Consider the following 14925-nt stretch of genomic DNA (forward strand, 5'->3'; position numbering starts at 1 on the left):
AATTCCCGTGCGGCACTACCCAGCGCCCCGGCCGCGGGGGGTGGGGCGGGGGCCGGGGCGGGTACGGCCGCAGGTCAGGCGGGGGGTGGCCCGGCGGGCGTGGGGTGGGGGTTTCCTCCGCCGCGCGGGGAGGACGCGCCGGACGGTGCTCCTCATGGGGCGGGCCCCGCCGGGGGAGGAACCGCCCCGGCCGTGGCGGGTGGGGCGGGTACGGCCGCAGGTCAGGCCGGGGGTGGCCCGGCCGGCGTGGGGAGGCCCTCGTGGCCCGGGCGGGAATGTGGGGGCAGCGACCCGATGCCGGGGTCCGCCCGGGGCGCCGAAGCTCTTGGCCAGGAGCCGACCGCGAGCCGATCGAGGAGTACCCATGGGCGATCCCGTGTCCGTCAGCGTCGTCGCGCCGGATCCGGTGCTGGAGGCCGGAGTCCGGAGCACGCTGCTCAGCAGTCCCGATCTCGACGTCGTGCTGCCGCACGAGACGGCGAGGGTGGTGGTCGTGGTGGTCGACCGGATCACCGGCCGGGAGCTGGACCAGGTGCGGGCGATCCGTACGGAGGCCCACCGTCCCGACGTGGTGCTGGTCTCCACCGAGCTGGCCCCGGCCGAGGCGCTGCGCGCCATCGAGGCCGGCGCCGCCGGCCTGCTGCGCCGCCGCGAGGTCGGCGGGGACCGGCTGGTGCGCACCGTCCTCACCGCGGCCGGGGGCGACTTCACCGTGCCGCCCGATCTGATCGACAGTCTGCTGGAGTACGGTGCGGCCGCCGCGGCACCGGGCCCCCGGGGGGAGCACGGGGCCCACGGCGGCCTGGACGATCGGGAGCTCGCGGTCCTGCGGCTGGTCGCCGACGGCCGCGAGACCGAGGAGATCGCCCGCGAGCTCTGCTACTCGCCCCGGACGGTGACCACCGTGGTGCGCGACATCAACCGGCGTTACCGGCTGCGCAACCGCGCCCACGCGGTGGCCTACGCGCTCCGGACGGGCCTGCTGTGAGCCCGGTGGCGACGCGGGGGTGCGCGCTGCCCGGCCGGCCGGTGGCCGGGCACCCGCCGGTCCGGGTGCTCACGGCGGGCGGCACCGTGGGCGAGGCCGTACTGGGGAGCCTGCGCCGGGTGGGCGTACCGGCCGCGGCCGAGTGCGACGACGCCGTGCTGCTGGCCGCCGCCCCGACCGTCGACCAGGCGCTCGACGGCTGCCCGGCGGACGGGCGGACGCAGGGGCTGCGCCTGCTGGTGGTCGCCTCCGGCTTCACGGCCGTCGGCGTCCGGCGCGCGGTGCGGGCCGGGGCGGTCGCGATGCTGCACTCGTCCGACGCGACCGGCGAGCGGCTGGTCGACGCCCTGCACAGCGCGTACCACGGCGACGGCCGGATGCCCTACGACGTGCTGGTCCGGCTGCTCCGCCACCCCGGCGGGGAGGCGGCGGCCCCGGCCCGCCCGGGCACCTCGCCCCTGACGCCCCGTCAGGCCACCGTGCTCTCGCTCGTCGCGGAGGGCCACGACAACGCCGCCATCGCCCGGGCGCTGTCCTGCTCCCAGCACACCGTCAAGAACGCCCTCTACGAGCTGATGTCCCGGCTGCACGCCCGCAACCGCGCCCACGCGGTGGCCGAGGCGGTCCGCACGGGTCTGATCTGACCGCCGCCCGCGGGCGGCCGGACAGAGACGTAAGCGCAGTGAATCCGGCGGCCGAGCGCTGCCGCTCCTTCCCTACCCGGCCGGTCACCCGGCCGACAGGCTTCCCGTGTGCCCCGGTCCCGGGGACGCGCCCTGATCCCGATCTTGGAGGTGAGTGAGCCGGTGGACGCTGACGGCCGCACGACCGGTACCACCCGGACGACGTCCTTCGCGCAGCGGCGGCTGTGGTTCCTCGACCAGCTCCGGCCCGGCTCCGCGGACCACCTGCTCGCGATGGCCCTGCGCATCCGCGGCGCCCTGGACGCCGAGGCGCTGACCGGTGCCCTCGCGGACGTGCTGGAGCGGCACGAGGTCCTGCGCACGGAGTACGCGGAGGTGGACGGCGAGCCGGTCGCCCGGGTGGCCGCCCGGGTCGCGGTGCCGCTGGAGCGGGTCGACGCGGAGGGCGCCGACGGCGTCGACGCGCTGGTCCGCCGGGAGCTGCGGCGCCCGCTGGACCTGGCGGCCGCGCCGCCGCTCCGGGCGGTGCTGGCCCGGCTGGCCGAGGACGACCACCTGCTGACCGTCGTGGTGCACCACATCGCCTTCGACTTCGCCTCCTGGAACGTGCTCACCCGGGAGCTCGCGGCCGGCTACCGCGCCAGGACCTCGGGGACCGCCGCCGAGCTGCCCGAACTCGCCTTCCAGTACGCGGACTTCGCGGAACGGCAGGAGGCCGTCCCGGCGGACCGGGCGGCCGCGGGGCGCGCGTACTGGCGGTCCCGGCTGGCCGGCCTCGGCCCGCTGGAGCTCCCCACCGACCGCCCCCGCCCGCCGGTCTGGGACGGTGACGCCGGTCTGGTCCGGTTCACGCTCCCCGCCGACCTGGCCGCCGAGGTGGACCGGCTGGCCCGCTCGCACCGGGCGACCAGGTACATGGTGCTGCTGGCGGCCTTCCAGGCGCTGCTCGGCCGGTACACCGGCCGGACCGACCTCGCGGTGGGCGCGCCGGTGGCCGGGCGCGGCCCGGCCGGGACCCGCGACCTGATCGGACTCTTCGTCAACACCGTGGTCCTGCGCACCGACCTGTCCGGCGGCCCCGGCCTGGGCGGGCTCGTCGAGCGGGTGCGCAACGCCGTCCTCACCGACCTCTCGCACGCCGACACCCCCTTCGAGCACGTCGTCACCGAGCTCGCCCCGGAACGCGACCTCGCCCGCAACCCGCTCTTCCAGGTCTCCTTCCTGCTGCTCGACCGCGGGACCGAACCGCCCGCCCTGCCGGGCCTGGACGTCCAGGTGGTGCCGACGGATGCCACCGGCACTCCCCTCGACCTGGTGATGGACCTGCTGCGCGGCCCCGACGGCGGCCTGTCCGGCCGTCTCCAGTACGCGACCGCGCTCTTCGACCGGGAGACCGTGGAGCACCTCGCGGCCGGCTACGTCCGGCTGCTGCGCGAGGCGCTGGCCGACCCGGCCGAGCCGCTGACCGAGGTGACCGGGAGGCTGCCGCTGCTGCCGGCCAAGGAGCGGCGGCGCCTGCTGGCCCTGGGCCGGGGCCCGGCGCGCGACCTGCCGGAGGAGACCTTCACCGACCTGTTCGAGCGTCAGGCCCTGGCCACGTCGGGGGCGGTCGCGGTCGCCTCGGCCGACGGCGCGCTGAGCTACGCCGAACTCGACGACCGGGCGAACCGGCTCGCCCACCGGCTCCGGGCCCTGGGCGTCGGCCGGGGCGACCGGGTCGGGGTGCACCTGGAGCGGGGCACCGCCCTGGTGGTGGCCCTGCTCGCGATCCTCAAGGCCGACGCCGCCTACGTACCGCTCGACCCGATGCACCCCGCCCAGCGGATCGCCTACCTGATCGCCGACACCGGCGCCGCCGTGGTGCTCACCGACCTCGCGCACCACGAGCGGCTGGCCGGCACCGGCGTGCGCACCGTGCTGCTCGACCGGGACCGGGCCGCCCTCGACGCCGGGCCCGCCGGCCGCCCCGACCGGGCCGGCGGACCGGACGACCTCGCCTACGTCTTCCACACCTCGGGCTCGACCGGCATGCCCAAGGGCGTGCCCGTCCCGCACCGCGCGCTGGCCAACTTCCTGGCCGCGATGGCCGACCGGATCGCGCTGCGGCCGGGCGAGGCCGTGCTGGCCCTGACCACGGTCTCCTTCGACCCGTCGATGCTGGAGCTGTGCCTGCCGCTGACCACCGGCGCCCGGGTGGTGGTGGCCGACACCGAGGAGCAGCGGGACCCGGAGCGGATGGCCGCCCTGACGGCCCGTCACCGGCCGGCCGTGGTCCAGGCCACCCCGTCGGTGCTGCGGATGCTCACCGAGACCGGCTGGGCGCCGGACCCCGGCACGCTGGTGCTCTCCGGCGGGGAGAAGCTCCACCCGGAGCTGGCGTGCACGCTGGCCGGGACGGGAGCGAGGGTCTGGGACCTGTACGGGCCGACCGAGGCGACCATCTGGACCAGCCTCGCCCGGCACGCCGACGACGGCCGGATCCTCGACTGGTCGGCGCTGGACAACACCGACGTCCGGCTGCTCGACGACCGCCTGGAGCCGGTGGCCGAGGACGGCACGGGGGAGATCTTCGTCAGCGGCACCGGCCTGGCCTGGGGCTACCTCGGCCGGCCCGCCCAGACCGCCGGCGCCTTCCGGCCCGATCCGCACTCCGCCCTGCCCGGCGGCCGGCTGTACGCCACCGGCGACCTGGGGCGGCTGCGCCCGGACGGGTCGATCGAGGTGCTCGGCCGCCGGGACCACCAGGTGAAGATCCGCGGCCACCGGATCGAGCCCGGCGAGATCGAGGCCGCCCTGCTCGGCCTGGACGACGTCCGGGCCGCCGTGGTCCACCCGACGCCCGACGGCGCGGGCGGGCGGCAGCTCACCGCCTACCTGGTCCCCCGGGACCCGGCCCGCCCGCCCGCGCCGGACGAGCTGCGCCGGCTGCTCCTGCAGTCCCTGCCCGACTACCTCGTCCCGGCCGCGTTCGTGCTGCTGGACGAGGTGCCGAGGGCGGTCAGCGGCAAGGTCGACCGCCACGCGCTCCCGCTGCCCGAGGCGGCCGCCGCCGGGCCGGCCCCGGCGGACGCCGCCCCGCTCGGCCCGCGCGAGCGCGCCGTCGCCGAGGTCTGGCAGGAGGTGCTGGGCATCCCGGCGGTCGGCCCGCACGACGACTTCTTCCGGCTCGGCGGGCACTCGCTGCTCGCCACCCGGGTCTCGGTCCGGCTGCGGGCCGCGCTCGGCGTCGACGTACCGGTGCGGGCCCTGTTCGACCGCCCCACCGTGGCGCTGCTCGCGGCGGCGCTCGACGGCTACCCCCGGCTCACCGGCGACCGCCCGAAGCCGGCCCTCACCCCGCGCCGCCGCGCTGCGGCCACCCGCTGACCGAAAGGACATCAGATGACCCTCCCTCAGGACACCGCCGTCTTCGAGAAGTTGGAGTCCGAGGTGCGGATGTACTGCCGCACCTTCCCGGTGGTGTTCGAACGGGCCAAGGGCGCCGAGCTGTTCACCGAGGACGGCCGGGCCTTCCTGGACTTCTTCTGCGGCGCCGGCAGCCTCAACTACGGCCACAACAACGACGCGATCAAGGGCCGGCTGCTCGACTACCTGGCCTCCGACGGCGTGATGCACGGGCTGGACATGCACACCGTCGCCAAGCGGGACTTCCTCGCCCGCTTCAACGAGGTCGTGCTCCAGCCCCGGGGCCTCGACTACAAGGCGCAGTTCACCGGCCCGACCGGCACCGACGCGGTGGAGGCCGCGCTCAAGCTGGTCCGCAAGGCGACCGGGCGCACCGGTCTGGTCGCCTTCACCGGCGGCTACCACGGCATGTCGCGCGGCTCCCTCGCGGTCACCGGCGGCCTCCGGGCCCGCCGGGCGGGCGGGGTGGGCGGAGGGGACGTGACCTTCGTCCCGTTCGAGGACGGCCCGCTCGGCCCGTTCGACTCGGTGGGCTACCTGGAGCGGCTGCTGGCCGACCCGTCCTCGGGGACGGAGCGGCCGGCCGCGGTCATCGTCGAGCCGCTCCAGATGGAGGGCGGCGTCTACCCGGCGAGCCGGGGCTGGCTGCGCGAGCTGCGCGCGGTCACCGAGAAGTACGGCGTGCTGCTGGTCCTGGACGAGATCCAGTCCGGCTGCGGCCGCACCGGCACCTTCTTCTGCTTCGAGGACGCCGGGATCGTCCCGGACGTGGTGACGGTGTCCAAGTCGATCAGCGGGTACGGGCTGCCGCTCTCGCTCACCCTGTTCCGCCGTGAGCTCGACGTCTGGGAGCCCGGTGAGCACACCGGCACCTTCCGCGGCAACCAGCTGGCCTTCGTCGCCGCCACCGCCGCCTGCGAGCTGTGGCAGCAGAGCGGCTTCCACACCGGCCTGGCGGCGGCCTCGGAGCGGCTCGACCGGTTCCGCGCCGAACTCGCCGAACTCGACCCGGCCCTCGGCCTGCGCGGCCGGGGCATGGTCCTCGGCATCGACACCGGCCGCAGCGGCGGGCCGGAGCGGGCCGAGCGGGTGCAGCGGTACGCGTTCGACCACGGCCTGATCGTCGAGCGGTGCGGCCGCTACGACGAGGTGCTCAAGGTCATGCCGCCGCTGACCATCGACGCCGCCCGGCTCGACCGCGGCCTGGCCGTCCTCCGGGACGGGCTGACCGCGTAGGGGCCGCCCCACGACCCCTGACCCGAATCCGCTGCGAGAAGGAGGCCCCTGCGATGCCCCGAAACCACCTGATCTCCATCGACGACCTCACCGACGAGGACCTGCGCGGCATCGTCCGGCGCGGTGCCGAGTACGCCGCCGGCGGGTGCGAGGCGGCGCGTCCGCTGCAGGACGCCGTGGTCGGCGTGCTGTTCCGCAAGACGTCCACCCGCACCAGGACCGCCTTCTCCGCGGGGGCGCTGCGCCTGGGGGGCCGGCTGATCACCTACGGCCCCGGCGACCTCCAGGAGAACACCGGGGAGTGCACCGAGGACACCGGGGCGGTGCTCTCCCGGATGCTCGACGTGCTGGTGGCCCGCACCGCCGGCTGCGAGGAGGAGCTGCGGGCCTACGCCGACCAGCAGCGGATGGCGGTGGTCAACGCGATGAGCGCCGCCGAGCACCCCACCCAGGCGCTCACCGACCTCACCACGCTGTTCGGCCGGTTCGGCCGGATCGAGGGGCTGCGGGTGCTCTACGTGGGGGAGGGCAACAACACCGCCTCGGCCCTCGCGCTGGCGCTCTCCCGCTTCCCGGGCACCGAGCTGCACCTGCGGACGCCGCCCGGGTACGGCCTCGACCGCGACTACCTCGACCGGGCCCTGCGGCACGCCAAGGAGGCCGGCTCGTACGTCGCGGAGCGCCACGACATGGACGAGCTGCCGGAGGTGGACGTGGTCTACACCACCCGCTGGCAGACCACCGGGACCGTCAAGCCGGACCCGGACTGGCGGCGCCTGTTCGCCCCGTTCCAGGTGGACGCGGCGGTCCTGGAGCAGGCCGGCCCGGGAGCGGTGTTCATGCACGACCTGCCCGCGCACCGCGGGGAGGAGGTCACCGCCGAGGTGCTCGACGGACCGGCCAGCATCGCGTTCCAGCAGGCCGAGAACAAGTACCACAGCGCGCGTGCCGTCCTGGAGTGGTGCCTGACCGGCACCCCGGCCGATTCCCTTGGGAGGTAGTCCCGTCATGCCAGAAACCGTGACCCTGCCCGGCGGCGGGTGGCGCCTGTGGCCCCACTTCGCACTCCGCGGGCCGGGCTTCCCGGCGGCCGGGGTGCTCCGGCTGGCGCCGGAGGGCCTGGCCGAGGCCGCAGACAAGTTCGACGACCGGCCGGACGGCCCGGACTGGGAGGCGTTCCAGGAGGCGTTCGACCTCGCCGCGGTGCGCACCGCCGAGATCCTCCAGGAGATCGCCGGCTCGGACCGCTTCCGGGCCGCCGTGGCCTGGCAGAACCGCACCGTCCTGGAGACCGGGATCAAGTCCTTCCTGGCCTGGACCCCGTCGGTGGCGGGCCGCACCAGCATGCCCCGGCAGCGCGAGGAGCTGGTCGCGCACTACTGGCAGCGGTTCTGCGTGAAGAACGACACCATCGGCTTCTTCGGCCCGGTCGGCTGGGGGCGGCTGGACACCGCGCGGCGCGGGGTCGAGGTCGACCCGGGCAGCGGCCTGAGCGCGGCCTCCGAGGTCTACTACTCCAGCTGGTCGGTGGACGCGCTGGCCAAGGTGTTCGGCGAGGACCCGGCGATCCGGCCCTGGCTGGCCCCGCGCCCGGTGCCGTACGTCCGGATCTCCGAGGGCGCCGTGGTGGTCCCCGGCCGCCCGCCCCTCGTGCTGCCGCCCGAGCAGCTGACGGTGCTCGGGCTCTGCGACGGCGTACGGCTGCCGGCCGCGATCGCGGAGGCCGCCGGGCTGACGGAGCGGCAGGTCACCGCCGCGCTGGAGGAGTTGGTCCGGCGGCGCTGGGTCAGCTGGCGGCTGGAGACCCCGGCGAGCACCTTCCCGGAGCGTGAGCTGCGGGCGCTGCTGGAGCGGGTCGGCGACCCGGCGGTGCGCGAGCCGGCGCTGGCCGGGCTGGACGCGCTGGAGGCGGCCCGGGACCGGGTCCGCCGGGCCGGGTTCGACGCCGAGGAGCTGGTCGCGGCGCTCTCCGCGCTGGAGGCCGAGTTCGCCCGGATCACCGAGCTCTCGGCCCAGCGGTCGAAGGGCTCCCGGACCGCCCCGAACCGGGCGCTGGCCTACTCCGACCACCGCCGCGCCGCCACCGCCACGGTCGGGACGGCCGTGCTCGAACAGCTCACCCCGCTCGAACTCTGCCTGACCGGCGCCCGCTGGATGACCAACCGCTACGCCGAGACCGTCGGCGCCCGGATCCGGCAGGAGTACCTGCGGCTGCGCGAGCGGCAGGGCGAGGTGGACCTCGGTTCGCTCTGGTTCGCCTGCCTGCCCGCCCCGCACCCGGAGTCGACCGCCGACATCGAGCGGATCCAGGCCGAGCTGCGCGCGCGCTGGGCCCGGATCATCGACGCCCCGGAGGGGGCCCGCCGGGTGCAGCGCTCCTCGGCCGAGATCGGGGACCAGGTGCGCGAGGCCTTCGCGGAGCCGGGCCGGGGCTGGTCGCTCGCCCGGTACGTCAGCCCGGACGTGATGATCATCGCGGAGGACCTGGCCGATGTCGAACGCGGTGACTTCCAGCTCGTGGTCGGCGAACTGCACGTCGCCATGAACACCCTGGCCGCCTCGCTCTTCGTCCACCAACACCCGGACCGGCAGCAGCTGTTGGAGGAGACCGGCCGGGACTTCCCCGGGCCCCGGCTGATCCCGATGCTGCCCAAGGAGATGCCGCTGAAGTGGTCCAGCCGCAGCCGGCAGGCGCTGGAGCGCCCGGAGGACTACCTGGTCGCCATCGTCGACGACACCGCCGACCCGGCCCGCCCGCGCACCGTCCGCTGCGCGGAGGTCCGGGTCGAGGAGCGGGACGAGCGGCTGGTGGCCGTGCTGCCCGACGGCGCCGTCTTCGACCTGCTCGACGTCTTCTGCCACGCCCTGACCCACCGGGTGATGGACCGCTTCACCCTGCGCACCGACGGCGAGCACTCGCCGCGGATCACCATCGACTCCACCGTGGTGGCCCGGGAGACCTGGCGGTTCGCGGGCGAGGCGCTGGACTTCGCGGAGGAGAAGAGCGAGGCGCGCCGGTTCGTCCGGGCCCGGGCCTGGCAGCGGGAGCGGGAGCTTCCCCGGTTCGTCTTCGTGGTCTCCCCGACCGAGCCCCGGCCGTTCTTCGTGGACTTCGACAGCCCGGTGTACGTCACCATCCTGGCCAAGGCGGCCCGCCGGCTGGCCCGCAAGGACCCGCAGGCCCGGCTCACCGTCACCGAGATGCTCCCCACCCCGGAGCAGGCCTGGCTGACGGACGACCAGGGCAGCACCTACACCTCGGAGCTGCGCTTCGTGGCCGTCGACCGCACCGTCGAGAGCGGAGAGGACGCATGACCGGCACCTTCGTCGACGACATCCTGGCCCACGCCGCCCGCACCCCCGAGGCGGTCGCGATCGTCACCGACGACGGGGTGCTCCGGTACGGCGAACTCGCCGACCGCATCCACCGGTTGGCGGCCCACCTGCGGACCCGGGGCGTCGGGCCCGAGCAGGTCTGCGCGATCGCCGTCGAGCGGGGCGTGGACGCCGTGGTCGCGATGGCCGCGGTGCTCCGGGCCGGCGGCGCCTTCCTCAGCCTGGACGTCGACCTCCCGACCCCCCGGCTGGCCGCCCAGCTCACCAGCGGCGGCGCCCGCCACCTGCTGACCAGCAGCCGACTCGCCCAGAACCTCAGACTGCTGCTCCCGCTGCCGGCCATCCTGCTGGACGTCCTGCCCGAGCCCGACGGGCTGCCGTTCCCGGCCCCCGAGCCACGGGCCCTCGCGTACGTCAGCCACACCTCCGGCTCGACCGGCGCGCCCAACGCCGTCCTGATCGAGCACCGCGGCCTGCACGCCTACCTCCGGTGCCTGGTCCGGGACTTCGAGCTCGGGCCGGACACGGTGGTCCTCCAGCTCGCCCCGCTCGGTTACGACGCCTCCCTCCGCGACACCTTCGCCCCGCTGGCCGCCGGCGGCCGGCTGGTCCTGGTCGACCGGGCCAAGCTGATGCGCGCGGACGCCTTCGCCGAGACCGTCGCCACCCACGGCGTGAACACCGTGCTGAGCACCACTCCCTCGTTCCTCACCTTCCTGGCCCAGGCGCCCGGTGCCGCCGAGCGGCTGCGCGGCATCCGGCTGCTCGCCTCCAGCGGCGAGTCGCTGCGGCCCTTCCTGGCCGCCGGCGGCCGCAGCCTGCTCGGCGGGCGGCTGGTGAACCAGTACGGGCCGACCGAGTGCACCATGACCTCCACCCGCTACGACGTGCCCGCCGACCCCGACACCGGTACCGACCCGGTCGGCACGCCGATCGACAGCGCCCGGGTGCGGCTGCTCGACCAGGAGCTGCGCCCGGTGGCCGACGGCGCGGTGGGAGAGGTGCACATCAGCGGCATCGGCGTCGGCCGCGGGTACGGCGGGCAGCCCGCCCGTACGGCCGACCGCTTCGTCCCCGACCCCTGCGGTCCGCCCGGAGCGCGGATGTACCGCACCGGGGACCTGGCCCGCCGGTGGACCGACGGGACCCTGGAGTACCTCGGCCGGGCCGACCGCCAGGTCAAGATCCGCGGCTACCGGATCGACCCGGCGGAGGTCGAGGGCGCGCTGCTCGGACACCCCGAGGTCACCGGCGCGGTGGTGACCGCCGAGACCGACGACCGCGGCCGGGTCTGGCTGCACGCCCACATCACCGGCCCGCCGGGCGCCACCGGGGACGCGCAGCTGCGCGCCCACCTCGCCGCGACGCTGCCGCCGTACATGCTGCCCCGCCGCTTCACCCGGCTCACGAGCCTGCCGGTGACCCACAGCGGCAAGGCCGACCGGCGGGCGCTCGCGCTGGAGGCCGCCCGGTGACCGCCGCCGACCTGCTGCTCGGCCGGGCCGACGTGCTGGCCGCCGCCGAACGGATCGCCGGCGAGGTGCACCGCACCCCGCTGCTCACCAGCCCGGTCCTGCCGGGCCTGCTGTTCAAGGCCGAACACCTCCAGCGCGGCGGCTCGTTCAAGGCCCGCGGCGCGGCCAACGCCGTGCTGGCGACGGCCGCCCCGGAGATCGTCACCGGCTCCTCCGGCAACCACGGCATCGCCGTCGCCTCGATCGGCCGCACCCTCGGCCGGCGGGTCAGGGTGGTGATGACCGCCGCGGCGAGCGAGGCGAAGGAACGGGCCATCCGCCGGCTCGGCGCCCGGGTGACCAGGGTCGACGGCGGGGTGGCCGACCGGGACCGGTACGCGAAGGCGCTCGCGGCCCGGACCGGCGCGGTCTTCGTCCCCTCCTCCGACCACGAGCTGGTGATAGCCGGTCAGGGCACCGTCGGCCTGGAGGTGTTCGAGGACGCGCCCGACCTCGACGCGGTCTTCGTGCCGACCGGCGGGGGCGGTCTGCTCGCCGGGGTCTGCCTCGCGGCGGCCGGGCTCGCCCGCCCGGTCCGGATCGTCGGCGTCGAGCCCGCGGGGGCCCGCCGCTACGCCCGGTCGCTGGCCCTCGGCCGCCCGGTCGAGGTGCCGCCCTGCGACAGCGTCGCGGACGGGCTGCGCGGGCAGCGCCCCGGCGAGGTGATCCTGCCGATCGTCCGGAGCCGGGTGGACGAGCTGCTCGGCGTCACCGACGCCGAGATCGTCCGGGCGCAGGGCCTGCTGCGCCGGGCCGGCATCGCGGCCGAACCGACCGGGGCCGTCGCCCTGGCTGGCGCCCTCCGGTCCGGCCTCCCCGGCCGGACCGGCCGGACCGCCGTCATCGTCTCCGGCGGCAACACCGCCGCCGCGCTGGCGGAGGCCCTGAACCTCACCCCGTGACCACGTCTCCCCGAGGGCACCGGCAGCCGCCGGTGCCCTCGTGCCTCCCCGGCGGGGTTCGCCCCGTCGCGCCGCCCGGCACGCGCCCTCCTTGCCCGCCATCGGGCAGGAGGGGCCCTTTCGCCGCACCGGCCAAAGGCCCGAGTAGCTCCGCTACGAGGGCCTTTCTCCGGCACGCCGAGAGCACGCACCGAACGACGCTCCTGATGGGGCCAACCCCGCCGGGGAGGCACGAGCCGCATGACCCACAGCACCCGTCGACCTGACGCACGTCCATCGAGACCCACGTCCATCGAGAGGAAAGCACCATGACCATCGCCACCGACCCGGCCGCGCTCACCGACCTCGTCCTCGACGCCTACCGGGACGCGCTCGGCGACCCGGGCCTCGACCGGGACAGCGACTTCTTCGAGGCCGGCGGCGACTCGCTGGCCGCCTTCCAGATCACCGACCGGCTCCGCGGCGCGCTGGGCGTCGAGGTCGCCGTCGCGCTGGTCTTCACCCACCCCACCCCGGCCGAGCTCGCGGAGGTCGTGGCCGAGGACCTGGCAGCCGTCCGATGACCGGCGACTCGGTGCCGCTGGGCGGGCGGTGGCGGCTCTGGGACCAGGTCGGCGTCCGCGGGCCGGGCTTCCCGGCCGACGGCGTGCTCCGGCTGGCGCCCGACGGCCTGGCCACCGCCGCGGACAAGTTCGACGGCCGGCTGGAGGGCCCGGAGTGGAAGGACTTCGAGCGGGCCTTCGAACGGGATGCCGTGCGCACCGCCGAGACCATGCAGGAGATCGCCGCCGCCGGGCCGTTCCGGGCCGCCGTCGCCTGGCAGAACCGGGGCGTGCTCGACTCGGCGGTCCGGCCCTTCCTCAACTGGTCGCCCGCGGCGGACGGACGCACCTTCAAACCGCGCCAGCGCGAGGAGTTGGTGGCCCACTACTGGCAGCGGTTCTGCGTGAAGAACGACACCATCGGCTTCTTCGGCCCGGTCGGCTGGGGGCGGCTCGACGGCTCCGTCGAGGGCGTCGAGGTCGACCCCGGCACGGGGCTGGTCGAGGCCTCCACGGTGTACCTCGCCGGCTGGTCGGTGGACGCGCTGGCCAAGGTGATCGAGGAGGACCCGGCGGTCCGGCCCTGGCTCGCGCCGCGCCGGGTGCCCTACGTCCGGATCGACGGGGACGCGGTCCGGGTGCCCGGCCGCCCCGCCCTCGCCGTCCCGTCCGCGCTGGTGGACGTCCTGCGCCTGTGCGACGGGCGCCGCCCGGCCCGCGAGATCCAGCTCCTGCTGGGCCCGGACACCGAGGTGACCGCGGCCCTGGAGGAGCTGGTCCGGCGCCGCTGGGTCACCTGGCGGCTCGACGTGCCCGCCGACATCCGGCCCGAACTGCGGCTGCGCGAGCGGCTGCTGACGATCGGTGACCCGGCGGTCCGCGATCCGGCGCTGGCCCGGCTGGACGCGCTCGAACGTGCCCGGGACGAGGTCGCGGCCGCCGGCCAGGACCCGGAGCGGCTGGTGCGGGCCCTCGGCGCGCTGGAGGAGTGCTTCGAGACCCTGACCGAGGCGGCCGCCAAGCGGGAGAAGAGCGACACCACCGCACCCTGCCGGGCCGTCGCCTACGCGGACTGCGTCCGCTCCGCCCGTACCCTGATCGGCCGTCAGGTGCTCGCGGCGCTGGCTCCGCTCGACCCGCTGATGACCAGTACGGTCTGGCTGACCGAGGAGCTGGCCGCCCGGGTGATGCGCCGGGCCGGCGAGGTCTTCGACCGGCTGGCGGCGGACGGGCCGGTGGACCTGGCGAGCTTCTGGTTCGCCTGCATGCCGGTGCTGCACGGGGACGCCGTCGCCGAGGCGGCCGGGCTCCAGGCCGAGTTCCAGCGCCGCTGGGCGGAGATCCTGCGCCTGCCCGGGGGAGCGCGCCGGGTCCGGGTGGCCGGCGTGGACCTGGCCGCCGAGGTCGCGGCCGCCTTCGGCGCGCCGAAGGCGGGCTGGGCGGCCGCCCGGTACGTCAGCCCGGACGTGATGATCGCCGCCGACGGCCCGGAGGCGGTGGCCCGGGGCGAGTTCGAACTCGTCCTCGGCGAACTGCACCTGGCCGCCAACACCCTGGGCAACTCGCTCTTCGTCAACCAGCACCCGGCCCCCGAGGAGCTGTTCGCCCGCACCGGGCGGGACCACCCCTCGGCCCGGCTGATGCCCCTGCTGCCGAAGGAGCACAAGTCCCGGCTGTCGATCCGGGTGCGGCACTTCCTGGTCCGTCCCGAGGACTACCAGGTCGCGCTGCTCGACGACACCGCCGACCCGGGCCGCCCCCGGACGGTGCGCAGCGCGGACGCCACGGTCGAGCGCCGGGCGGGGCGGCTGGTCGTGGTCCTGCCGGACGGCACGGAGTTCGACGCGGTCGAGGTCTTCTCGCACGTGCTGACCACCCTGGTGATGGACCGCTTCCGGATCCTGCCGGAGGCCGACCACACGCCCCGGCTGTCGCTGGACTCCGTGGTGGTGGCCCGGGAGACCTGGCGCTTCCCCGGCCAGGCGCTGGACTTCGCGGAGGACAAGAGCGAGGCGCGCCGGTTCGTCCGGGCCCGCCGGTGGTGGCGGGAGCGGGAGCTGCCCCGGTTCGTCTTCGTGGTCTCGCCGGCCGAACCGCGGCCGTTCTTCGTGGACTTCGACAGCCCGGCCTACGTCAACATCCTGGCCAAGGCGGCCCGCCGGCTGGCCCGCAAGGACCCGGAGGCCCGGCTGACCGTCACCGAGATGCTGCCCACCCCGGAGCAGGCCTGGCTGACGGACGACCAGGGCCGGGGCTACACCTCGGAGCTGCGCTTCGTGGCCGTGACGGACTGAGCACCACCCGGCGGGGCCGGGTCCTGACCACTGGTCAGGACCCGGCCCCTTTCGCTTGCCCGCA

The 14925-nt window shown here is 75.8% G+C and carries 10 protein-coding genes; all 10 read left to right on the forward strand.

Annotated elements, in window-relative coordinates; translation table 11 throughout:
* The first annotated feature begins 364 nt into the window (after positions 1–364).
* The 10 genes from ACIA8O_RS01560 (at position 365) to ACIA8O_RS01605 (ending at position 14861) form a co-directional block, all read left to right on the forward strand.
* Positions 365–988: a DNA-binding response regulator gene (locus tag ACIA8O_RS01560; protein ID WP_396291466.1), complete on the forward strand. Its 624-nt coding sequence runs from the start codon at positions 365–367 to the stop codon at positions 986–988.
* Between the two features lie 5 nt (positions 989–993).
* The gene (locus tag ACIA8O_RS01565) at positions 994–1632 is read left to right on the forward strand and encodes a response regulator transcription factor (RefSeq protein WP_396291467.1); all 639 of its coding nucleotides are present in this window, start codon (positions 994–996) and stop codon (positions 1630–1632) included.
* 162 nt (positions 1633–1794) lie between these two features.
* The gene (locus tag ACIA8O_RS01570; RefSeq protein WP_396291468.1) at positions 1795–4998 is read left to right on the forward strand and encodes an amino acid adenylation domain-containing protein; all 3204 of its coding nucleotides are present in this window, start codon (positions 1795–1797) and stop codon (positions 4996–4998) included.
* A gap of 15 nt (positions 4999–5013) precedes the next feature.
* On the forward strand, positions 5014–6273 hold the full coding sequence (locus ACIA8O_RS01575; protein WP_396291469.1) for an aspartate aminotransferase family protein: 1260 nt from the start codon (positions 5014–5016) through the stop codon (positions 6271–6273).
* A 53-nt stretch (positions 6274–6326) separates the two neighbouring features.
* Positions 6327–7274 carry an ornithine carbamoyltransferase gene (locus tag ACIA8O_RS01580; RefSeq protein ID WP_396291470.1) on the forward strand — a complete coding sequence of 316 codons (948 nt, stop codon included), beginning with the start codon at positions 6327–6329 and terminating at the stop codon, positions 7272–7274.
* Positions 7275–7281: 7 nt separating this feature from the next.
* Entirely contained in the window at positions 7282–9588 is a 2307-nt protein-coding gene (locus ACIA8O_RS01585; protein WP_396291471.1) for a lantibiotic dehydratase, read from the forward strand.
* Positions 9585–11084, forward strand: coding sequence for an amino acid adenylation domain-containing protein (locus ACIA8O_RS01590; RefSeq protein ID WP_396291472.1), 1500 nt, complete (start codon positions 9585–9587; stop codon positions 11082–11084). Before ACIA8O_RS01585 ends, ACIA8O_RS01590 begins: the two co-directional genes overlap by 4 nt.
* A complete protein-coding gene (locus ACIA8O_RS01595; RefSeq protein WP_396291473.1) occupies positions 11081–12025 on the forward strand; it encodes a threonine/serine dehydratase in 945 nt (314 codons plus the stop codon). The genes ACIA8O_RS01590 and ACIA8O_RS01595 overlap by 4 nt, the downstream gene beginning before the upstream one ends.
* A gap of 308 nt (positions 12026–12333) precedes the next feature.
* Entirely contained in the window at positions 12334–12588 is a 255-nt protein-coding gene (locus tag ACIA8O_RS01600; protein ID WP_396291474.1) for an acyl carrier protein, read from the forward strand.
* Positions 12585–14861 carry a lantibiotic dehydratase gene (locus tag ACIA8O_RS01605; RefSeq protein ID WP_396291475.1) on the forward strand — a complete coding sequence of 759 codons (2277 nt, stop codon included), beginning with the start codon at positions 12585–12587 and terminating at the stop codon, positions 14859–14861. The genes ACIA8O_RS01600 and ACIA8O_RS01605 overlap by 4 nt, the downstream gene beginning before the upstream one ends.
* The last annotated feature ends 64 nt before the right edge of the window (positions 14862–14925 follow it).

The sequence above is a fragment of the Kitasatospora sp. NPDC051853 genome (assembly GCF_044452665.1).
Classification (GTDB): domain Bacteria; phylum Actinomycetota; class Actinomycetes; order Streptomycetales; family Streptomycetaceae; genus Kitasatospora.